The organism is Desulfomonilaceae bacterium (assembly GCA_041662605.1).
Taxonomy (GTDB): domain Bacteria; phylum Desulfobacterota; class Desulfomonilia; order Desulfomonilales; family Desulfomonilaceae; genus CAJBEZ01.
In genome coordinates this window covers 95,376-118,571 of sequence record JBAZSD010000001.1, presented here as the reverse complement: position 1 = coordinate 118,571, position 23,196 = coordinate 95,376, and the positions used below count along the sequence as shown (strand labels likewise).

Sequence of the window (23,196 nt, the reverse complement as noted above, 5' to 3'; positions counted from 1 at the left end):
GACATGCGTTTCCTAACGTGAAGCCTTTTCAAGTTTGACTGCGCAGACCTTGTAGTCTGGAGTTTTGGAAACAGGATCCAGAGATGTGCCCAACAAGACGTTTGGGTTCGCTTCCCTGAAATGAAAATCCATGAAGATTGCGCCTTCAGGCACTATGTCTCCGGGTTGAACAGGGGTGGTAAGATCACCACGTCTAGATGTGATCTTAACTACGTCCCCTTCTTTAAGCCCAAATCTTTCCGCATCCAGATAATTAATCTGAGCCCGGGGTGTTGGAAATTCCTTATGAAGAGACGGGCACCTGCCTGTCATTGTCCGAGTGTGATAGTGAGCGAAGCGTCGACCTGTGGTCAACAGAAAAGGGAAATCAGCGTCAGGCAACTCCTCGTTTGGCCGATAGTCAATTACATGGAATAGTCCTTTACCCCGTGTGAACCTGCCCTGATGGAGAAAAGGTGTCCCCTTATGATCGGGTGATGGACAGGGCCACTGGATTCCGCCGGCTTCGAGTCTCTGATAATTGATTCCAGCGAATGCGGGAGACAGGCTGGTCATTTCATCGTAAATCTCTTCAGGGGAATAGTATGACATTGAAACCCCGAGGCGAGTTCCTAACTCGCAAATAACTTTCCAGTCGGGGATAGCGCCCTCAGGTGGATCAACAGCCTTTCTTACCCGTTGCATTTTTCTTTCCGTGTTCGAAAATGTGCCATCCTTCTCTGCCCAACAAGCCCCAGGGAGTACCACATGAGCAAGCTCAGCCGTCTCAGTTCTAAAGATATCCTGAACCACAAGAAATTCGGCGGAACTTAGAGCATGACGAACATGATGCGTGTCCGGGTCGCTCATTACAGAGTTTTCGCCCAGGATGAACATGGCCTTTACTGAGCCATCCAGCAAACGGTCCATCATCTCGGGGATTGTATAACCAACCTTATTCGATAATTTGGCGTTCCATGCGCTCTCGAATTTTGATCGGACAGTGTCGTCAGTTACCACCTGATATCCGGGATAGACATTTGGCAGTCCACCCATGTCGCATGCTCCCTGGACGTTATTTTGTCCTCTGAGCGGATTGACGCCTGTGGATGGTCGACCAATCTGGCCGGTCAGCATAGCTAGGTTGCCTAAAGATTTGACGTTGTCTACGCCATGTGAATGCTCTGTAATACCAAGGGTATAAAGTATCGTAGAACGTTCAGATGTCGCGTAAATTTTAGCGACTCTTACCATGTCTTCTACCGGTACTCCACAAATCTCGGAAGCTTTTTCCAATGGATATTTCTTGAGATGTTCCCTCAGTCCTTCAAACCCTTCCGTTCGTTCATCCACAAAGCTCTGATTATGCCAGTTGTTAGCGATGATGGCGCTCATCAGACCGTTAATAAAAGCGACATCAGTTCCAAATCTTATCCTTATATGGATATCGGCTTGCAAAGTCAGTTGGATTTTTCTCGGGTCGACCACAATCAATGTAGCGCCATTCAATTTGGCGCGGAAAACCCTGTGAGAAACGAGTGGATGGGCTTCTGTGGTGTTTGAGCCAATCAGAAATACGCAGTTAGCGTCCTCGATTTCTGGTATTGAGTTGGTCATCGCTCCACTCCCGAAAGCAGCGGCAAGACCTGCCACTGTGGGAGCGTGTCAAAGACGGGCGCAGTGATCTACATGGTTAGTCCCAAAACCGGCCCTACAGAGTTTCTGCATCAGGTAATTCTCTTCGTTTGTGCAGCGGGCCGAGGTCAAAAAAGCCAGGCTATCGCCTCCATGAGTATCCCGGATTTCGGCAAGCCTGGTGGCGGTGTAATCGAGCGCCTCATCCCACGAGACCTCTGTTAAAAGGCCATCTTTACGTATCAGTGGTGTTGTCAGCCTTTCAGGGCTGTGAACAAATTCATGAGCAGTCCAACCCTTGATGCAAAGCTTCCCCTGATTCATAGGGCTGTTTTTCGACGGAATTGTCCCGATGAGTTTACCATTCGCGACTTCGAGCATCATCTCGCAGCCGCACCCACAGTATGGACAGGTTGTCCTGACGAGTTTGTAATCCATTGCTCCACCTACTAGGGAAAATGTCGAGTTCTTAAGACCTTAGTAGTTTCAAGCTGCTTATATAACAGAGAATTGTCGCTAAGTTAGTGTCTTATGTCAAGATTGACATAAACTATCTCAGGAGTCAAGCAGAGTAAAAGAAAAATTCCACCCGGAAATTGTTAACTTTGAGAATCAGATGTGTCAGCTTGCGGAATTGGCTCTAAACCAGGGGATGTTCCGACAACAATTCCGCAAGCCATGCGTTTGGACGAATATTGAGGCGCCCCAAAGAATGGACAAACAATTTAGGATCATTTCCCTCGGATTAAGTTTTTGATGATATAAGAGAATTTTTTGAAGCGGACCAATTTTCCACAAGTCCGTATAGGGCCGGCAAGACCAGCAGGGTCAATACCGTACTCGAAACCAACCCGCCAATCACTACAGTCGCAAGTGGTCTTTGTACCTCCGCTCCAGTTCCTGAAGCAATTGCCATGGGCACGAAGCCAAGTGATGCGACTAACGCCGTCATTAACACAGGTCTGAGTCTTGTGACTGCGCCCTTAATAATGGCTTCTTCAACCCCAACCCCCTCATCTCGGAGCTTGTTTATAAATGTGATCATCACGAGTCCATTCAGGACGGCTACCCCTGAGAGCGCAATGAAACCGACAGCCGCAGAAATTGAAAAAGGGATATCCCTTATCCATAGGCCGGCCAATCCTCCTGTCAAGGCTAGAGGAACCCCTGTGAAAACCATTAATGCATATTTAACGGAACCAAGTGCGCTAAGTAGAAGGGCAAAAACAAAAAACAACGACACAGGAACCACTATCTCCAAACGTTTGGCGGCTGAAATAAGCTGTTCAAACTCGCCTCCCCAAGTGATCCAATAACCGGGCGGCAGCTTTACAGTTTTGGCGATTTCCTTTTGGGACTCCTCAACGAATGATCCAAGATCCCGGTCTCTAACGTTAGCCGTGACCACAACTCTTCGTTTCCCGTCTTCCCTGCTAATCTGATTGGGGCCTTTCACGATAGCAATTTCGGCGACCGAATCTAAAGTGACAAAGTATCGTGACTTGGTTTCTTCCGGAATCACAACTGATCCTGTCAAGGATCCAGCATTCATTTCCTGGCGGGGCAATGGTATAGGTAACCGCTTGAGTTCATCCACATTAGTTCTCAAATCTTCAGGCAGTCTAACTACAATGTTGAATCGCCGGTCTCCCTCAAAGACCAAGCCGGCTTCTTTTCCACCGATTGCAATTTCCACTATATCCTGAACATCGGATGCGTTCAGCCCGTATCTGGCCATCTCAGGTCTTTTCATTGTGACAGTAAGTATCGGCAAACCCGTCACAGGCTCTACCCTGACATGTGAGGCTCCCTTGATCTCTTTGAGTTCCTTGGAGGCTTCTTCCGCCTTTTCAAGCATTACGCCCATGTCGTCACCAAAAACCTTGATCGCCACATCGCTCATAACTCCGGCCAACAAGTGGTTAAAGCGCATTCGAATGGGCTGGCTGAACTCCAGATTGCTCCCCGGCAGTCTATTAGTGACCTCTTCCATCTGTTTGACCAGTTCTAATTTGGGAAGCAGGGGATCCGGCCATTGGGAACGAGGTTTAAGAATTATCGTTTTATCCCCAATGCTTGGTGGATGAGGTTCTGTGGCTATTTCCGACGTTCCGGATCGACCGACGATCGTTTCAACCTGCGGGAAATTCTCGATAATGGCTGTGGATATTAACGATTGAAGTTGAATAGCCTGGGACAAACTTGTTTCGGGAACACGAAGACTATGAATGGCGATGTCACCCTCGTCCAGGCTTGGGATAAATTCCCTCCCCATCTGGGTAGCGGCGAGGCCGCTGACAAAAACGAGCGTAAAAGCCGACATGACGACTGTGATACGATATTTGAGGGCGAATTTGATTAATGGAAGATAAATGATCTTTGCCCAACGGCTCAGTATGTTCTCTTTATCAACCTTTTTACCTGAAAGAAATATCGAAACAGCGGCTGGCACATAAGTGAATGAAAGTATTAACGCTCCTGTCAGGGCGAGCAACACTGTCAACGCCATAGGAGTGAACATCTTGCCTTCCACCCCGGTCAAGCTAAGAATCGGCAGATAAACCACCATTATGATGATTTCCCCGAATAACATCGGTTTTCTGACTTCCTGTGACGCTTCCCAGATAATGCTGATTCTTTCTTTGTTGGAAAGAAGGCGAGTCGCATTCTGTTGGGCTTCGGTTAATTTCCGGGCGCAGTTTTCAACTATTACAACTGCTCCGTCAACAATGATTCCAAAATCTATGGCTCCAAGACTCATCAGATTTGCGCTCAATTTGCTTTGAACCATACCGGTTGCGGTGAACAACATTGAAAGCGGTATGACCGATGCCGTGATCAGAGCGGCCCGCACATTTCCCAAAAAAAGAAACAGCACAACAATGACAAGAGCAGCTCCTTCAGTCAGGCTTTTTTTAACGGTGTCTATAGTCTTGTCTACGAGTGTAGTTCGATTATAAACCGGACGCGCATACACACCATCAGGAAGAGTTTTATTTATTTCTTCAAGCTTTTGCTGGACTCGCTGAGCCACGACCCTGCTATTTTCTCCCATCAGCATGAATACAGTCCCTAGAACTGTTTCCTGTCCGTCCTTTGTGGCCGCGCCCGTTCGGAGTTCCTTCCCCAAATGAACTTCGGATACATCCTTAATCAAAATAGGGACGCCCCTGACATTTTTGACTATAATATTACCTATGTCTTCGAGTCCGGACACTTGGCCTGGTACCCTTACCAGCCACTGCCCTGCCTCACTCTCTATGTAACCAGCTCCAATGTTTTCGTTGTTCGACCTCAAAGCCCTGGTAACGTCCGAAAAAGTCAAGCCATTTGAGATTAATTTGTAAGGATCCGGGGTAACATGAAACTGTTTTTCAAAACCGCCTATTGTATTTATTTCAGTTACTCCATGAGTATTTCTTAGCTGGGGACGAATGATCCAGTCCTGAATTGTTCGTAGATCAGTCAGAGTATAAGAACTACCGTCTGCTTTTGTCGCTGATGGGTTGGCCTCAACTGTCCACATAAAGATCTCGCCCAAACCTGTAGAGATTGGGCCCATCATTGGTTCGACACCCGGAGGGAGCTTGCCTCTAACTTCCTGAATCCGTTCACTTACCAGGCGTCTCGCAAAATAGACGTCAGTCCCGTCCTCGAAAATCACGGTGATCAAAGCTATGCCGTATTGAGATAACGAGCGGGTTTTCACCAGGCTAGGCAAACCGGCCATGCCTGTCTCCAAGGGATAGGTTATTCTCTGCTCTATCTCCAGGGCCGAGAGACCCTTACCTTGGGCCGTGACTTGTACTTGTACGTTGGTGATATCCGGAACAGCGTCGATATTTAATCGGAAAAGATTGTATACTCCCACACATGCCATCACAGAAGTAAAGGCAAGCATGATCCAGCGATGTTTGATCGAAAATTTTAGAATTTCTGCAATCATGAAGACGTCCTAGTGTTGATGAGACATACCGGCTTTCCCAAGTTCTGATTTGAGGATGAAGCTATTGCGGAATACGTAATTCTCTCCCGCCGAGAGCCCTTTGATCACTTCCGTGTATTGACCGTCAGTCCGTCCCAGGTCCAACGGTCGGGCCTCAAACTGGGCGCCATATTTGACGAAAACGACGGAGCGATTTTGAAAGCTGTGAATAGCCTCCGCTTTTACTGCGACAGGGACATCAGACTGATCGGTCAGTAACTTTACCTTGACAAACAAACCGGGCCGCCACTTGCCTTCTGTATTTGAAATTACAACTCTTGCTTTTGCGGTGCGACTGTCTTCTCCTACCACTGACCCGACATAGGAAACTTCCCCTGTTGACTCCAAATTGGATGACGCTGATTTGACTACAGCTTTTTGCCCGATGTGGACACGTTCGAGATCATTGGGGTAAACGCTAATTTCCACCCAAACTGTAGAAAGATCTGCAATAACGAATATTTCCGAGTCATCTTTAAGCCATTCGCCTTTTGATAGTCGCTTTTTAACAACCGTCCCTTCAAACGCCGCCCGAATCGGATAATGCGTGAGTTCAGAAAGAGAGCCTTTTTCCAGGTCCAAAATTTCCTGCTCTTTAAGGCCCATAGCGAACAATTTACGTGTCGCCGCTGTGAGTCCTATCTTTTCTTCCAAATAGGTCTTTTTCGCAGTCAAGAACTCTTTTTCCGGCACTGTCTCCTTTTTCCAAAGCTGCTGAGATCTTTCAAAGTTGTATCTTGCGAGTTTTTCACGCTCAAGCGCCACAAGGTATGCGCTTTTGGCCTCGCCAAGCTCTCTGCTGTCTATTATCGCTATGATCTCATCTTTGCTTACGGTGTCTCCGAGGTTTTTTGTTGTGTCGAGAATTAATCCGGAAACTCTGGGAACTATTCTGGACACCTTATCCGTGTTCAGAGCGATTTCTCCTGGAAGCGCCATATAAGTTTCCAGATTCTTGGGGCCCGCTTCCGTAGCCTGGACAGACATCTTGTCGATTATTTCGGAAGGTATTGTCAGACGCCCCTCGTATTGGGCGAATTCCCAATCGAACCTTTCACCGTTCCATTGAGCCGACACTTTGACCTCAAAGGAATGAGGCTCATCCAGTTCCTGTTCACAAATTAGAAAATCCTGTAGAGGTTTGAATTCAAAGTTAGATATTCTGTCACCAATGCGTTTTATTTCTACAGAGGCGGCGATCTGTGTCGGATCCAACGGTTTATGACCGATTGAAGGATAGATCCGGAAATGTGTAGGCCCACCTTTTTCATAAATTACGAGTTCAAGTTCAAAGGGACCTCTGCTCAGTAATTTTCCTCCATGCGGGCCCTTGGGAGATTCCTCGTCATGATCATGTTCATTTTCATGCCCATGTGAATCGATTGAACTCGAAACCCCTCTGCCGGAAAATAATATACCGATAGAGACCAAGACTCCGACCAATACGACTGATCCCAGGGCCCAGAATTGTTTCCTATCCATTGTCAGATCCCTCTACCACTTCATCGGAAAGGATGAAGAACTATGATCATTGCCGGAAAATGCTCCGTAGGGGCTTAATTTAGATCGGTCAAGAACCCGATCACCCTCGGATTTTAGAACACGGGACGCTTCATTCAAAAGCTCCCTATGTTTGAGGTCCTCCGCTTTACGCCATCTTTCGACGTTTCTCCATTTTTGGTCTATTGAAGCCCTATGATCGCCTCCCGCTTCGGCTCGTTCGAATGATGGGATGAATGCGGATATCGCGATCAAAACACACAACAGTGTTTTCATATCGTGTCAAACTCCCCTAAAATGTGATTTGTTGTTGAAACGGTGGAAAAAATCTCAGATCAGGAGAACGACAGAAAGCGTGGATTCTTCAGAAAGATTTGTTTGATATGAGGTATTTAACGAAGAAGATCCTATGGGGCGCGATGCGAATGGGAGACAACTTTGTGTCCAAATAAAGGTAAATTGATTGTTAGGCAATAATCTGAAATTCGTTGGTTGTGATTCGATTACACAGGAATCTTGAGTCGAACCGTCTGGATGTGAAGAGGCGCAACTGCGCATATGGTTTTTTGAGGCGACCTGAGAATCTACCTGTGAGAAATGGGAAAAGAGATGAGCGGCGAAATGTATTCTGGGATGGGCGTGTACATGGCCCGCTGTTTCGTTATCCACGTTGCAGGACTCATGTAAACAGCAACTCGCTAATGATACACCTAGGCAGACCGAGATCTGATAGACTGCAATGATCATCCATACCATTAACGTCTTTTTCAACGATGATCCTCTAAAGATTGAATTTCCGGCTCGAACGATATCAAATATCACAGGTCAGGCAAAAGGAACCTAATGTTTCCTGGAATATTTGTCAACATCAGTAGATTTGACGATAAGTGTCGTTAGCTTTCTTTTGCGCCTCACTTGTCAGCCAATGAATCTGTTCATAGTGACCATCAACGAGGCTGACGATATTCTTATCCAAAAGGTTTTTGGCTCCCCAATCTTTCAATACTGACATGACCCCCTCTTTATTCATGCCTTTTCTGTAAGGGCGGTCTTCAGCGAGAGCTGTGAAAATGTCCGCAACCGCCACTATTCGAGATCCAGTATTAATCTTTTTAGCGTCTAGATGGAAAGGATAACCGGCACCGTCGAGCTTCTCGTGATGGAAAGCCCCCCACTCCGTAATCTGTTGTATTCCGCCTATACTACTGAGGACAGTATGGGTAAGATACGTGTGTTGTCGCATCACTGCAAATTCTTCGTCCGTAAGCTTGTCCGGTTTTTCCAGGATGGCGTTTGGGATGGCCACTTTCCCTAAATCATGCAGATTTCCGGCGACTTTCATTAGCTCAATTTCCAGTTCTGTGAGCCCGAACAAATCAGCAATCGCGGAGGCCGCCGCAGATACGCCTGCGGAATGCGTGATCGTAAATTCAGATCGGAAATCGATCAAGTTTCTTACGAACTCGGATATCACTATAAGCTGATCAAGTTCAATCTCTACCCCTCTACACGGCGCATTGCGCAGTAAAATTGCGTAAAGTCTTGGCGATGCGATATCAAGCCAGAAGTCCTCCCTGACAGCGACGGACTTCAACAAATCAATCACTACGGGGCTGATTTGTTCATTTGAAAGAGACGATATCCTTGAAATAAGATCTTCGTTTTGATGTAAAATGTATATGTCTCGATCGATAAACCGTTCAAGTCTGTCCGCTATACAAAGTATCTGGGATTGTAGAACCAGATCCGTTTCTATTGGCTTATCCCAATCAGGCCACACTCGATGGTGAAATCTGACAATGCCTGCGCATGGCCTGAACATTGGCACAATTTCAAGGAGACGCTGCCCGCGAATGCAATGAGCTTCCAGATCTGCAACCTTATCCTTATGAATGGCTATCTTTTCATCTGGTGATAACGCGCCTATGTCATGGAACAAAGCGGAGATAAACAGTTGTTCCAGGAGTTCAGACCGCATGTTGGCGGTGCGCCCCAGTTCCCAGACGATGAACGCAGTTCGAATCTGATGTTGAGAAATCTCGGGACCAGCAAGGTCCAAGGCATCGGACAAAGACAATACCAAGTTCAACAAATTTACATTTATATCCCGATGCATGTTAAACCCCGAAAGAACGACTCAAATATACTTGATTTTTAGAATATATAAATCTTTTAAATTGATTTGTCGGGATTGGTAAAGAAGGTTGGGAACAGAGTCCTGTCGACCAGTTGCAGGCCGTAACAACCAACCTTCTTTTCGAATGGCTATTCTTCTCATTATGGAACTGGCGGTTCATGATCCTTGCAAAACGGGGCTTCCCCAACAACAGGAACCTGGCAAACCCGACAAAAAGTCTTTCTAACAGGATCTTTTATCTCTGCGCACGGTTTATCACCAATAGCGCTTTTTTTAACTTCACCGCCTGATCCGGCCTCCGATTCTTTTCTATAGATTTCTGCCATTTAACTCACCTCCTCGAAGTCTCATAAATGAGTAAAGCAAATAATTTCCTGCGTACAACACCAAATCCGCCCTATACAAACAAGATGCGTTTCGTAAGATGGAGTTTCGTTTCCAGGTAAAAAAAAGGATGGTCGACATCGACCATCCAGAAACAAGGAAAAAGAGGGTAGGTTTATTTGATCTTAGAGGCGCGATACAAAATATGTTCAGGTCTAATAAGGAATTAACGACATCAAAAAGAAATCAATCAAAGAACCAACAATGTGAACAAATTATCAATATATACAATTCAGAAAATCCTGAACATAGCGCCTCGGGTTTAATAATTTATTAGCCCCCCGATGAAAACCATTCAACCAATCCTAAACCCCATGACAACGCTGGAGTAAACAAACCAACGATTGCGTGGAAGGGGGATCCCCCCCCTTTTTTTCCTCGAGCCAGGAATACACCAGAGCCCCTGTCGTGGAATCCTCGGGTGGCATACTCACGTGTACAAGACCCTCGGTTTCAGGTCTTCTTACGTGAATAAAACCTCGGTAATCAGCTTCCATTGCCTGGTTATTATCCTGGGTTCGCATAACCGACACCAAGCATTAATGGCGCCAGATTTTAACTCTCGGACAAAGTCAGGAGATATGACCAATTAAATCAGGGAAGTAGCCATGAAGACGAAATTGGGATACCGCACGGGGAAGACAGGCCAAGGGTTTGTGGAATTTGAGCGTTATCGCTCGCTGATGATTGGAATGACTGAAGGCCATACAATATCATGTGATTATTGTTGAGCGATAACGCTCGCGATAAAAACATGTTTGAGCGTTATCGCTCAACAATCCACATGGCGTTTGCGGAAAAGACCAATGTGAGGTCATGAGGTTTACAAAATCCCTCTACGGCCCCAAATTTGTAGTCCAAAGAAGCGCGACCGTTTCACAGCAGCGGCCATATATGTAGTGAAGTCTTCGGAAAGAGGAAGCGGAAGATGAAGAGTAATTCTATTACGCCAGAGCTTGTTGAGCCTGTGAGACAATTGGGCCTTGTTGGGCGTGGACCTTTTTCGGCTTGCTTGGCGCCAGAAAGGGGATGACAAATGTGAACACGCTACCCTTGTTTTCACCATCGCTCTCAACCCAAATGTGTCCCCCCTGAAGCTCAACAAGCCGGCGAACCAGAGCCAGGCCGACGCCGGTTCCCTGCGCCCGGCGCGACAGAGTTGAGTCAATCTGCTCAAATTCTTCAAAGACCCGGAATTTGTCGTCACACTTTATCCCGATCCCAGTGTCGAAAACATCAATTTGAATCGCCTCTTCAATTTTTTGGGCTTTGAGCAGAACACGTCCGCCATTTGGAGTAAATTTTACTGCGTTCGAAAGCAGATTCATCAGAATCTGTTTCAATCTGTAGCGGTCCGCCAGTATTTCTTGCTGAAAGAGATCGTCCGATATTTCCAATTCCAGGGAAACGCCTCTCCCAATGGTCCTATTCCTCGTCTCAGTCAGACAACTTTCCATCAATTTATTCAGGTTCACAGATGTGATTGTCAAGTCTATCTGACGTGATCGGACTTTTGCGAGGTCCAGTATGTCATCGACCAATTGAAGCAAATGGAGTCCAGCGACATAAATCTCTCTTACGTAATCTAGCTGCTCCTCGTTTAAATTGCAGCGACACTTCTCTCTTAACAGTTCTGAGAAACCAATGATCACGTTGAGTGGTGTGCGCAACTCGTGACTCATGTTCGAGAGGAATTCACTCCTGGCTATTTTCGCAGATTCTGCGTGGGCTCTCATTTGAGCCACCAGAGCTAAGGCCTTGTTTAGCTCCTCGGCAAGACGCATCGATTCAGCCGATTTTTCATCCATATTCTGTTCCCCAGCAGACAATGCAATGCCCATACATCATCCATATTGTTTCTCTTAGGCGCTCAATCAAAATGCTCCGGCATTTTAATGAAAGTTTCCTGGAAACTAGTCCAAAGGTAAGAATCAGCACAAATGGCGCCACAGGTTGGCGTCAGAGATTTAACGAATTGTAAGTCTTACATAATTTGTTGTTGTAAAGTTGTCCCGTTAGCGGGAATTCATGACTCTGTCACGTGTCCAAAACAGTGAAAAAAGAGCGGTATCGCTCGTAAATTAACAGGCGAGCTAAATTGCAACTAATATTAATATGTTATTTGGTGTGCGATAACGCTCTACAAATAACATCGATGAGCTTTATCGCTCGATCAGGCCTAATTTGATCATGTGTCTAACCAGGGCGAATCTAGATATACCAAGAAGCCGCGCAGCTTCATGTTTTTTGCCGTTAGCGCGAACGAGGGCATCCTCAATAAGGAATCTTTCCGTATCTCCAATAACATCATAAAGTGAGCGTCCCGATAGAACACCAGGTCTTTCCCGAGCCGTAGGCAATGTCGTGTCTGTAATGCCCAAGTGACCGATACGGATAGTATTGCCCCTCGATATGATAAGAGCGCGTTCCAGGACGTTACGCAACTCCCTAACGTTCCCGGGCCAGGAGTACGAGCATAGAACATTCATAGCGTCGAAATTTATTTTGGGGACAGATGGAAACTGCATGTCATTACAGAGACAGACAAGAATCTGATTTGCGATTGTCTGTATATCTTGTTGTCTTTCACGAAGTGACGGCACATTTATACTCAGGACATTAAGCCTATAGAAAAGATCTTTACGGAAACGACCCTCAGCGACTTCATTAGAGAGTTTCCGGTTGGTAGCCGCTATAGGTCTTGTGTTGACGGTGATATTTTTTTCTCCTCCCACCCGGGTGAACGAGAATGTGTCCAAAAAAGTCAGTAATTTAGCTTGCATCAGAGGAGACAACTCTCCTATCTCATTGAGGAGGAGCGTTCCCCCCTCAGCCAATTCAAGCATTCCTCGTTTTTTGCGTACCGCTCCAGTGTATGCGCCCGCCTCATGCCCAAAAAGTTCAGATTCAGCTAATTCTTCGGGGATGGCGGCGCAGTTGACGGAATAAAATGGGCCGCCGCTTCGGGATGATCGATCATGTATGTAGCGGGCGAGGTGGTCTTTGCCACTACCTGTCTCTCCGGTCAAGAGTATTATACTGGATGTTTCTGCGGCGATATCAGCTTTTGCAAGGGTAGAGCGCATAGCTTCAGATTGATATTCTGCGGCGTTTGGAGGTTCGCCGCAGAGAGTCGAAGGGGTATTGCGCAATTCTCTGGCAATTCCGCAAATGCCTGACATTTTTCCAGACGAATCCCGAAGAGGAAATCGGATAAAGTCCAATGTTATAGGCTGCGATTTCCATACGAAACTCTCCTGGCTTTCTATCGTTTGTCCTTGCAGTACTCTGGACTCTCTGTCCTCTGATGACAAACCATAGCCGACCCCGAATAATTCCTCGTCGGTTTTTCCGATGATTTCGGAACGGCTCATCTGTAGGAGATCGACGGAAGCGGCGTTTACATCGATGTATCTAAGATCTTGGTCTTTTATGAATATGCAGTCTTGAGCAGCCTCAAACAATGTTTTGAATCTTCTCTCACTTTCCAGAAGATCAGACGTGCGTCTTTCAACTGTTGCCTCGAGTTCGGCCCTATGGCGCTTGATCTCGTCTTGAGCTTCCTTCATTTTAAGGAGAGATTCCAGGCGGACGCTAAGTTCCAGCCGATCGATAGGCTTGGCGACGAAATCATTGACTCCAGCCTCTACAGCGCGAAGCCGGCTTTCTTTATCATCGAGCACTGTCACCATAAGGATAGGAATGTCGCCGAATTGGTCGTTTTTCCTTATACGGCGGGCCACTTCGAACCCATCTATGCCCGGCATCATGACATCCAAAAGAACGAGATCGAACCCGGATTTCAACTTTTCAAGCGCTTCAAAGCCATCAGCCGCTGATTCCGCAGAATGGCCGATCGCCTCCAGAAAATTGGTGATGAGATTTCTGTTCCTTGGGTCGTCATCAACTATCAGGACGCGTTTTACACGGTCCATCTGTTATCCCTCTTTTGCAATCCAGCAATTATGAATTTGCTCTCTCTTTACCGGGCTGGATTAGAATAACCAGCTTGTGGTAGAAGATTCTCCTTGGTCTGGGTGACCAGGCGATCTCTTCCGATTCTTTTATTTTGCGGATCAACCAGTGTAAACGTGGCTGTAAAGGGTGAACAGTCTGCAATTCTTGGGCCTTTTCGGCCATTATCGATAGCCACTATAAAAGAAATCAAAAGTACGACAAGGGCTCGAAATCACATCTGAGACAACTCATCTGACCAAGCCGATAAACCTAGATTCCAATGCGCTTCAAGGGTTCCCCTCCGACCCGACCAGTTGCGGCATTACTAAAACTAAATGATGTTATGAAGTTTTCCAGGCGATAATCTAACATTATAAAACGTTGTCTAACAACTAAAATGTTCGTCTAAACCTTTCAGAACAGGAAACGGCTTACTAATCAACACGTAGATCAGGAATTTTTCCGAGGTGGATCGGGCCGTCCTCTATGGAGCAGAAGGGTTCGTCAAGATACACGTCAAGGAAGGGGCGGACCTTATCCTGGGCGCTACAATCGTGATCAGTGACGCGGGAGATATGATCAATGAAATTACTTTACAATGGTTGGCAGATTTGGACCAAAAACCCTTTCAGCTCCCATCCACCCTCATTCTACCAAGGCTGAAGCGATCAAACAGGCCGCGGCCGCTTATAATCGCTCTCGATTGACCCCTATCGTGAAAAAAGTCCTTGTGAAATGGTTCAGTCGGGTTCGATAGAGCTAATAAGCCGAACTCATATATTCTTTGGCGCCTTGATTTACGAATTACCACAATCGCATGAACTTTTTGTCCCCCCTCATTTCGGCTCTCACTTTTTCAATGTGGCGTAAGGCCGCAAATTCTCGTTCGACTACTTTGCCGTCTGTTCCTATTTTCTCAACTAGAACTGGAAATTCAACTCCTCCGGTTTCTTCCAAAACACTGAGGATTTTGGTTTGAATTTCATTTAATTGAAGGGGTCCACTGTTTTTTTCCGATATGGATTTAGCTGTGTAGACCGCCCAGGGGTCACAAGTTCTGGTGGGGGAAAGAGCATCCATGTAGCAGTCGTCACAGAGTTTTTGATCGTTAAACTCTCGTTCCTCGCCATCTTCGATATTCTGACTACACTTGTCACATTTCATTACAACCTCCAAAATTATTATAAATTCTAATCGCGAAGAATGCGAGGCGCAAACCGAAATTAATTCACTGGACAGTTCCGGAAGTGACTATTGGGGTTGTGAGCCCGCTGACTCGACCAGGATGTCTTTGCGTCTCTTGTCCAGGTTATCCATGAGTTTATCAAAAGGCTTGATAAATTTATCAACTCCTTCATCTTCCAGTCGCTGGGTAAGTTGGGGCAAGTCGATGCCCAATTCCTCAAGAGTTTTCAAAACATTTTTGGCTTTTTCCGCATCGTCTTCTAGACGAGAAGCGGGATTCCCATGGTCTCGATACGCATTGAGTGTCTCCATTGGAAGTGTATTTACCGTGTCCGGTCCTATTAGAGGCTCTACATACTTCACGTCACTATAGGATGGATCTTTTGAGCTAGTGCTGGCCCAAAGCACACGCTGAGTCTTAGCCCCTTTTTGAGCCAGGCTCCGAAACCGCTTACTGTAAAAAATACCTTTATAAATCTGATATGCGACTTTTGCGCTGGCGATTGCCGTCTCACCCCGTAATGAAGCCGCGGTTGCGGCGCTGGCGCCACCTTTTTTCACGATCATTTCCAGGGCCGGATCCGCCAATACATCTATCCGACTCAGGAAAAAGCTAGCGACCGATGAGACCTTATCCAGAGGTAAACCCATTTCGAGGCGCTTTTCCAGGCCTCGTATATATGCTTCGGCCACCGCGCTGTACCGTTCCAGGCCGAAAAGAAGCGTCACATTGATGTTAATGCCTTCGCTTATAAGCTGTTCAATGGCGACAAGCCCTTCCTTCGTAGCTGGGACCTTGACAAGAACATTTGGCCTGTTCAAAACAGTCCACCAATAACGGGCCTCATTAATCGTTCCGTCAGTGTCTCTTGCCAGATGTGGTGACACCTCTATACTGACAAATCCGTCACGCCCATCGGTTTTCGAAAACACTGTGTGCAGAACATCAGCGGCAAGCCCAATATCATCAATGGCCAGATTCTGATAAATCGCTTCCGTATTTTTTCCCTCAAGGACTAAGCCGCGGATGGCGGAAACATAATCAGGTGTTTCCGTGATGGCTTTTTCGAATATGGCGGGATTCGAGGTCATTCCTCTCAGTCCATCCTCATCGATGAGTCGTTTGAGTTCCCCTGAGACCAGCATGTCCCTGCGGATAAAATCCAGCCAGATACTCTGACCAAATTCCTGAATTTTCACCAGAGGATTGATCTTCATTTTTACAACCTCCTTTCCAGGGTTTCGACCTTAGCCAGGCGTCTGAGATGACGCTGGGCTCCACTAAATTCAGCTTCAAGAAAGCGTTGAATGAGTTCCCGCGCCAAGGATAGCCCTACAACTCGACCACCGAGGCAGATAAGGTTCATGTTGTCGTCCTCAACTCCCTGGTGTGCGGAGAAAGTGTCGTTGATCAACGCCGCTCTAACCCCCGGCGTTTTATTGGCGGCTATACAGGCGCCCACGCCACTACCGCAGATTGCTATGCCCCTATCGACATCTCCGTCGGAGATGGCTTTAGCGAGTGGAATGATGAAATCGGGATAATCGTCATTTTCTTGCAGGGAGAACGCTCCAAAATCCACGACTGTGTGGCCATCGGATTTGAGAGTTTCCATAAGTTCGACCTTAAGCAGGAAGCCGCCATGATCCGCTGCTACACCAATTTTCAACATGTCAAGTCCTTCTTTGCTTAAATACATTTTCTACATGTTTCAATATGTTTTCAACATTGAAGCCATATTCTTTCATAACAATATCTCCCGGCGCAGACGCTCCATAATGATCAACAGAGACAACGTCTATTCCTGTCCCTACATAAGGTTTCCATCCCAGAGACACTCCCGCTTCTACCGCAACAATCGGGATACCGGTAGGGAACAGATGTTCACGGTATGAGGCGGGTTGTTCTTCAAAGAGGTTCCAACTGGGAAGACTTACCACACGAGCCTGGATCCCCTGCTCAATAAGCCTTTCTCGCACAGAGAGGATAAGGTGAACTTCGCTGCCTGTAGCAACCAGAATCACATCTGAAGCCCCCCCGTTGTGTGTTTCCGCAAGGGTGTAGCCCCCGCGATTTACCCCTGTCGCAAGCTGTGGATATATCGTCAGGTCCAGGATAGGCAATTTTTGACGCGTCAGGACCAAAGCGACCGGCCGATTCCGCTGTTGGACAGCGATTTTCCACGCGGCGCGGGCCTCGTTTGCATCGGCAGGTCTTATTGTAATTAGGTTAGGAACGGATCTGAGGCCCAGAAGTTGCTCCACTGGCTGATGGGTAGGCCCATCTTCACCCAGTCCGATACTGTCATGAGTAAACACGTAAATTACATGCAAGTCGCTGAGCGCTGCCAAGCGAATAGGCGGCCGCATATAGTCGCTAAAGATCAGAAAGGTAGCCCCGTAGGGGATAAGACCGCCATGAAGCGCCATTCCGTTGAGTAGGCCTCCCATAGCATGTTCCCTTATCCCAAAGTGCATGTTGCGTCCTCTCAAACTTTCGGCCTCAAAATCACTTGAGCCTTCGATTAAGGTAAACGTGCTTGGTGAGAGATCCGCTGATCCCCCAATAAGTTCTGGAACATGCCGCGCAATTGCGTTAAGAATTTTTCCGGATGCCGACCGAGTCGCTATCGGACCAGTGGTCGAATCAAATGTTGGCAGGCTACTATCCCAATTTTCAGGCAGTCTTCCGTCGATAATCCGTTGGAATTCAGCAGCCAGATTGGGATATTGTCTCGAATAATTTTTAAAAAGATCCTCCCACTCGTTTTGGATGTTTTTACCGTGATCGATTGCAAGCCTAAAATGTTGTAGAGCCTCGGCAGGGATATAAAAGACGGGTTCCACTGGCCAGCCCAAGGCCTGTTTCGTCAGACGGACCTCAGCCTCACCCAATGGCTCTCCATGAGCCGCAGCGGTATCTTGTTTGTTCGGGCTTCCGTATCCGATGTGAGTGACTACTGAAATAAAGGATGGCCGATCATTGGTGTCTTGTGCATTCTGTATGGCCGTCTTAAGGCTTTCGACATCGTTGCCGTCAGCCACTTCCTGGGTATGCCACCCCAGCGCGGCAAAGCGGGCAAGGCGATTTTCACTGAATGTCAGGGATGTTTTTCCCTCTATGGTTATGTGATTGTTATCATATAGCGCTATCAATTTGCCCAGGCGTAAATGCCCAGCGAGAGAAGCCGCTTCATTAGACACCCCTTCCATCAAATCCCCATCGCTTGCCAGCGTATACGTGAAGTGGTTCACGATCTCACGGCCCGGTTTGTTGAAACGGGCAGCAAGTGACGCTTCCGCGACCGCCATCCCAACAGCGTTGGCGAACCCTTGTCCCAATGGTCCGGTAGTGGCCTCGACTCCTGGGGTCTTTCGGTACTCGGGGTGTCCGGGTGTTCGACTACCCCACTGTCGAAAGCGCTTCAGCTCCTCAAGTGGGAGATCGAATCCGGTAAGGTGCAGAACAGAGTACAGGAGAGCGCAACCATGACCGGCGGACAGGACGAATCTGTCACGGTCCGTCCATGAAGGATTTAGAGGGTTGAATTTCAGGAAATGGTTCCAGATGACATAGACAATGGTAGCAGCCCCCAAAGGCAAGCCAGGGTGACCTGAATTAGCTTTTTGAACCGAGTCTACCGAAAGAAAACGAAGCGTGTTGATACAAAGCTTGTCCAATTCCTGCTGTCGCATGGCGCCTCCAGTCAATTCCGTCGTTTTGACGCGATTTCTTAGGTTTTTACCTATTCCGGACCCCAACTCCCGGCTGGGTAAAACAAGAGTGCTTCGCCTCTATCAGGACAGTTCTCACAGTCCTCCAGCAATGGTTCAAGGAAAGACCAGCAAAGCTCTACGCCGTCCTGCCGCCAGAAAAGCATATGGTCCCCTTGAATACAGTCCATGATAGCCTTCTCATAAGCGTCCATAACCGGTCCTGCGTAATTCTGACGATAATCGAAATGCATTCTCACGGACCTGAGACAAACCCTTGCTCCTGGGATCTTGGTCTCAAAGCTCAGATCAATAGTTTCATCCGGATAAATTCCCAGAGTCAGGATGTTTGAGCTTACAGCTTCCCCCAAGATTCCTCTAAACATTGAATGAGGAGCCTTTTTAAACTGTATGACTATTTCCGTCATTTTTTTTGCGAGTCTCTTCCCAGAGATCAGGTAGAAAGGGACCCCATGCCATCGCCAGTTATCTACAAAAACCTTCATTCTGGAAAAAGTCGGTGTTACGGACTCGGGATTTACGCCAGGTTCTTCACGATAACCCGAGACCGGTTGCTCATCAACCGTTCCAGGTCCGTATTGGCCCAGTATGAGGCTGTCTCGGGAGTTGTAGGCAGAGAAAGGTCTGAGGGATCTGAATACCTTACTCTTTTCATCGTGCACAAAGTCCGGTTGCAGACGAGCCGGGGGTTCCATGGCAGTTAAAGCAAGGAGTTGCATCATATGATTCTGAAACATGTCGCGTAGAACACCCGATTCTTCGTAATATTCAGCTCGGTTTTCTACCCCAAGAGACTCGGCAGCGGTGATATGAACATGGTCTATGAACATACGGTTCCATAGAGGTTCAAAAATAGCGTTGGCGAATCGGAACATCAGCACGTTCTGGACTGTTTCCTTGGCAAGGTAATGATCAATTCTGAAAATTTGTTCTTCTTTGAAATGCTTGTGGAGGGTCTTATTAAGATCGGTAGCGGTCTTCAAGTCTCTTCCAAAAGGCTTTTCTACAACGATGCGAACCCACCCTACGTCGTTTTGGTTCTCCACAGAAAGGCCGGCATTACCAAGCATTTCCGACATTCCGGCATCAAGCGACGGTGGAATCGCCAGATAAAAAATCCTGTTACCTGGGAGATCGTGTTCTTTCTCCAATGCGCTCAAAGTGGTGGAGAGCTTGACAAAGGAATCGGGAGAGTCGAAAAGGACCGGTTGGTAAAATAACGAGGCGGAAAACCTGTCCCAAGCCGACATGTCCATCCCTGACAAAGCGGCTCTTATTCTGTCTCGAAATTGATCGTGAGTCATGTCGGATCGCGCCGCCCCAACGATGATGAAGGAATCAGGAACGGCCCCGAGAAGGAAAAGATTGTAGAGCGCGGGAGCAAGTTTTCGGGTAGTTAAATCTCCCGTAACGCCGAAAATCACCATTGCGCATGGTTCTAAAGGTCCTTCCACAAGACAGGCTTCCGCAGAAATATTGACTTCGGATGTTTGTCCTTTAACCACAGTATCGCTGAAAGTGTCCATATTTTCACCAGGGGATTCTATCATGTTCGATTCTCCAAGAGTTCCATCGCACAACAGGCGGCTCCGAGCAGCGCAGCCTTGTCGTTCAGGATAACATTGACAGGGATTGATGAAAGCAGCTCCTCAAACCGACCTTTAGCAGCGAATGCCTTCATGAACGAGCCCTCTTTAAGTTTGGGTAGAATCTTTGGGCATATCCCACCAGCCAGATAAATCCCGCGGGTTGTCATTCCGGTCAGCGCAAGATTGCCCGTGGCTGCCCCCAGGATAGAGACGAACATCTCCAGAGATTCGACGCAGATGGGTTCTTTCTCCACAAGCGCAGCGTCGGAGATTACTTTCGACGAATCTCCAATCAGAAATCGTTCCCGTATCCAGGCGGGCTCTGGTTGGCTGCGGTAATTTTTGAGCCATGAGTAGATTGTGAATAGGCCAGGTCCTGACGCCAGGCGCTCTACGCTCACGTGAGAGGTCATCAAGTGTTGCAACAAAGCAATTTCAGGCTCGTTTCTAGGAGCAAAATCAACATGTCCTCCCTCGGATTGTAGCGGATAGCCTTTTCCGTTTATGAACACCAACAGGGCCATTCCCAAACCGGTACCGGGCGCTACGATACCGATAGGGCCATCGAGATCAGGCTTTCCCTGATTCAGCTCAGCGAGTTCCTGTTTCTCCAGGACAGCGATTGAAGAGGCAGTAGCAGCCAGGTCATTTATAAGCCTCACGTTGCTCCAGCCAAAACGATCTCTCAGATTGCTTGACGACACTAGCCATGGAAGATTGGTCGTTCTAACACACCCTTTAGACACAGGGCCGGCAATCCCGAAACAAGCGGAGACTACATTTGCAAAGTGTTTAGCAAGAAAGCTCTCGACGAGTTCTTCGAGAGATGAAGATTCTCGACTGGAATATGATTCCATCACTAAAGGAATAGGCCTTGACTGGCCGGGATTGAATATCGCAAGGTTTGTCTTGGTCCCTCCGATGTCACCAGCCAGAACAAACTTGGTCTGATCGATCATGTCAATTCCATATCCATGTGAGTTCACGTTTTGGTTATTGGTCTAGTCCTTTTTCTCAGCCGACACGACGGCATGGCCACCGAATTCTCTTCTCATTGCGGCTAAAAGTTTATCCGAAAGCGCATCCTTCTCTCGGGATCGAAAGCGGGCAAAAAGAGACAGCGCTGTCACGTAAGCGGGCACTCCAGTTTCTAACGCCTGTTCCAGAGTCCACCTGCCTTCACCTGAATCCTCGACGTATCCTTTAATGTCCCCGAGTCTAGGATCCTTTGCGAACGCCGACTCAGTGAGTTCAAGGAGCCACGATCGAATGACGCTTCCCCTGTTCCAAAGATGGCAGAGACTCCTGTAATCAAGGGATCCGCTGTAAACAGATTTGTCCAGGATGTCGAAGCCTTCCGCGTATGCCTGCATCATGCCGTATTCGATCCCATTATGGACCATCTTGACGAAATGTCCTGCGCCCGAACCGCCGCAATAAAGATATCCTTCTTCAGGGGCGAGCGATCTGAAGATCGGATCAAGGTGTTGGTAAATATCCGCATTACCACCAACCATGAGGCAATAACCTTCCTTAAGTCCCCATACGCCCCCACTGACCCCTACATCCATAAAGTGAATGCCCTTCTCAGATAATAAGGCTTGCCTGCGGATGTCATCCTTAAAGTGGGTGTTGCCACCGTCAATTACAATGTCTCCTTCACTTAGGACATCCTTGAGCTTTTCCAAATGCTCATCAATGAGGGGGCCTGCGGGTAGCATCAACCAAACGATTCGAGGCGGAGCCATCTTTGCGGAAAGATCATCCAACGTATAAATTCCGCTTGCCCCCTCTTTAACAATTGCCTTTGTCTTTTCGCTGGTCCGATTGTACGCCATTACCTCCTGATTATTGGCCAACAGCCGCCTGGCCATGTTCATTCCCATGCGCCCAAGGCCCAACATCGCTAGCTTCATTTTATTTCTCCCTTACCGAATAACAGGTGTAATTCATAGGTTACTCTCCTGCAGCCTTTGAAAACATCTTTGTTGATGGAAGACAACACTTTACTACAAATGGTTCCAGGGCGCCGGGCTAAAGAGACTCATATCGGGGAAATATAAAGATTGAGTGTCAGAAAACTTTTTTGGAACGTGCACGCTCAGTCTGATGATGGAGATTGATAAACAATGCCAGTAATTTTGTCTCTTGAAAAGTCAAAAAGGGTTTCCACTTCTTGTCCTTGAATTATGTTGATTTTTCGTTCTTCCAGAACTTTTCCGATGACTGACGCTGTTATATTCCTTTCATGAAAAAGAGCGAGCACTTGATCCGATTGCCGGGGCGGGACAGAAAGTACGAAGCCAAAGCTTTGAAAGGAAAATAGCCAATCAGAAAATGCTATTTCCGGCGGAGTGGGGATGGAATCGAGAATGATTTCAGCGCCTGTTCCGGAGTTTTCCATCATGATTGAAGCGGTGCCCACAATTCCTGCGTTACTGACATCTTTTGCCGCATTCGCCCAGTTCCTTTCTGAAATCAGAGGCAGTGTCTCAAGGCGGTCAATTAACTCCTGCGGACTCTTTCCGGAATTAGCGTCCCAACTGGTTACCGAATGACATCCAACCTTGCCGTTGAGGTCTACCGCTAGTATGAGATTGTCACCAGCCTGAGCTGTGTAGCCGTGCAAGACCTTCTCCGCCCACCCCAAAATTGCGACGGCCAAAGCAGGAGCTTCGGGCGCGGCGTCTGGGTGCAAGTGTCCCCCGATCATAGGCACCTGCAATTTTTCACAGCCTCTTCGGATGCCCTGAACTACTCTGCTACGATGGTCTTCATCTCCGCTGGCCAGCACATTGACCATGGCCAGAGGGCGGCCACCCATGGAATAGATGTCATTTACAGTGACCATTACAGAAGCCTTGCCGGCAGCGTACGGTTCGTTAATTAGTAACCTGGGCATGATTCCATCGGCTGCAAACAGCAGGAAACCGTCTTTCCATGGAATTACCGCAGCGTCATCACCAAAATTGGGAGGCGCAAGCCCCGGTTGGCCCCTCAGGACCAATGCGTTAAAAACATCCTCGATCGGTTGTTTGCGAAGAAGCCCGCCATAATTACGAATTCTTTCAGCAAGTGAGGTTATCGATGTCTTCATTATCAGATGTTCC

General features: G+C 47.5%; 17 protein-coding genes. 1 reads left to right on the top strand and 16 read right to left on the bottom strand.

Annotated features, from left to right (window positions below; genetic code table 11):
• Positions 1-12: 12 nt before the first annotated feature.
• From fdhF to WC647_00430, 8 genes are all read right to left on the bottom strand, one after another.
• A complete protein-coding gene (gene fdhF / locus WC647_00465; protein ID MFA6220763.1) occupies positions 13-2,052 on the bottom strand; it encodes a formate dehydrogenase subunit alpha in 2,040 nt (679 codons plus the stop codon).
• A gap of 307 nt (positions 2,053-2,359) precedes the next feature.
• Positions 2,360-5,560, bottom strand: a complete 3,201-nt coding sequence (locus WC647_00460) for a CusA/CzcA family heavy metal efflux RND transporter (GenBank protein ID MFA6220762.1) — start codon at positions 5,558-5,560, stop codon at positions 2,360-2,362.
• A 9-nt stretch (positions 5,561-5,569) separates the two neighbouring features.
• Positions 5,570-7,081 carry an efflux RND transporter periplasmic adaptor subunit gene (locus WC647_00455; protein ID MFA6220761.1) on the bottom strand — a complete coding sequence of 504 codons (1,512 nt, stop codon included), beginning with the start codon at positions 7,079-7,081 and terminating at the stop codon, positions 5,570-5,572.
• Positions 7,082-7,093: 12 nt separating this feature from the next.
• Positions 7,094-7,375: a hypothetical protein gene (locus WC647_00450; protein ID MFA6220760.1), complete on the bottom strand. Its 282-nt coding sequence runs from the start codon at positions 7,373-7,375 to the stop codon at positions 7,094-7,096.
• A 592-nt stretch (positions 7,376-7,967) separates the two neighbouring features.
• Positions 7,968-9,215, bottom strand: a complete 1,248-nt coding sequence (locus WC647_00445) for an HD domain-containing phosphohydrolase (GenBank protein ID MFA6220759.1) — start codon at positions 9,213-9,215, stop codon at positions 7,968-7,970.
• Between the two features lie 161 nt (positions 9,216-9,376).
• Entirely contained in the window at positions 9,377-9,562 is a 186-nt protein-coding gene (locus tag WC647_00440; GenBank protein ID MFA6220758.1) for a hypothetical protein, read from the bottom strand.
• Positions 9,563-10,564: 1,002 nt separating this feature from the next.
• On the bottom strand, positions 10,565-11,461 hold the full coding sequence (locus tag WC647_00435) for a HAMP domain-containing sensor histidine kinase (protein ID MFA6220757.1): 897 nt from the start codon (positions 11,459-11,461) through the stop codon (positions 10,565-10,567).
• Between the two features lie 321 nt (positions 11,462-11,782).
• Complete coding sequence (locus WC647_00430; GenBank protein ID MFA6220756.1) at positions 11,783-13,555, bottom strand: sigma 54-interacting transcriptional regulator; 1,773 nt, start codon at positions 13,553-13,555, stop codon at positions 11,783-11,785.
• A 489-nt stretch (positions 13,556-14,044) separates the two neighbouring features.
• On the opposite strand from WC647_00430, the gene WC647_00425 reads away from it, so the two are divergent.
• Positions 14,045-14,284: a hypothetical protein gene (locus tag WC647_00425; protein ID MFA6220755.1), complete on the top strand. Its 240-nt coding sequence runs from the start codon at positions 14,045-14,047 to the stop codon at positions 14,282-14,284.
• Positions 14,285-14,381: 97 nt separating this feature from the next.
• On the opposite strand, the gene WC647_00420 is transcribed toward WC647_00425, so the two are convergent.
• From WC647_00420 to WC647_00385, 8 genes are all read right to left on the bottom strand, one after another.
• Entirely contained in the window at positions 14,382-14,741 is a 360-nt protein-coding gene (locus WC647_00420; protein MFA6220754.1) for a hypothetical protein, read from the bottom strand.
• 87 nt (positions 14,742-14,828) lie between these two features.
• The gene (gene tal / locus WC647_00415; protein ID MFA6220753.1) at positions 14,829-15,980 is read right to left on the bottom strand and encodes a transaldolase; all 1,152 of its coding nucleotides are present in this window, start codon (positions 15,978-15,980) and stop codon (positions 14,829-14,831) included.
• 2 nt (positions 15,981-15,982) lie between these two features.
• Positions 15,983-16,435 (bottom strand): RpiB/LacA/LacB family sugar-phosphate isomerase, encoded by a 453-nt coding sequence (locus WC647_00410; GenBank protein MFA6220752.1) that lies wholly within the window; start codon positions 16,433-16,435, stop codon positions 15,983-15,985.
• 1 nt (position 16,436) lies between these two features.
• Positions 16,437-18,458 (bottom strand): transketolase, encoded by a 2,022-nt coding sequence (gene tkt / locus WC647_00405; GenBank protein ID MFA6220751.1) that lies wholly within the window; start codon positions 18,456-18,458, stop codon positions 16,437-16,439.
• A 50-nt stretch (positions 18,459-18,508) separates the two neighbouring features.
• A complete protein-coding gene (gene zwf / locus WC647_00400) occupies positions 18,509-20,047 on the bottom strand; it encodes a glucose-6-phosphate dehydrogenase (GenBank protein MFA6220750.1) in 1,539 nt (512 codons plus the stop codon).
• On the bottom strand, positions 20,044-21,045 hold the full coding sequence (gene glk, locus WC647_00395) for a glucokinase (protein MFA6220749.1): 1,002 nt from the start codon (positions 21,043-21,045) through the stop codon (positions 20,044-20,046). The genes zwf and glk overlap by 4 nt, the downstream gene beginning before the upstream one ends.
• A gap of 42 nt (positions 21,046-21,087) precedes the next feature.
• On the bottom strand, positions 21,088-22,002 hold the full coding sequence (gene gnd, locus WC647_00390; GenBank protein MFA6220748.1) for a decarboxylating 6-phosphogluconate dehydrogenase: 915 nt from the start codon (positions 22,000-22,002) through the stop codon (positions 21,088-21,090).
• A 185-nt stretch (positions 22,003-22,187) separates the two neighbouring features.
• Positions 22,188-23,183 (bottom strand): AIR synthase related protein, encoded by a 996-nt coding sequence (locus WC647_00385; protein ID MFA6220747.1) that lies wholly within the window; start codon positions 23,181-23,183, stop codon positions 22,188-22,190.
• Positions 23,184-23,196: the final 13 nt, after the last annotated feature.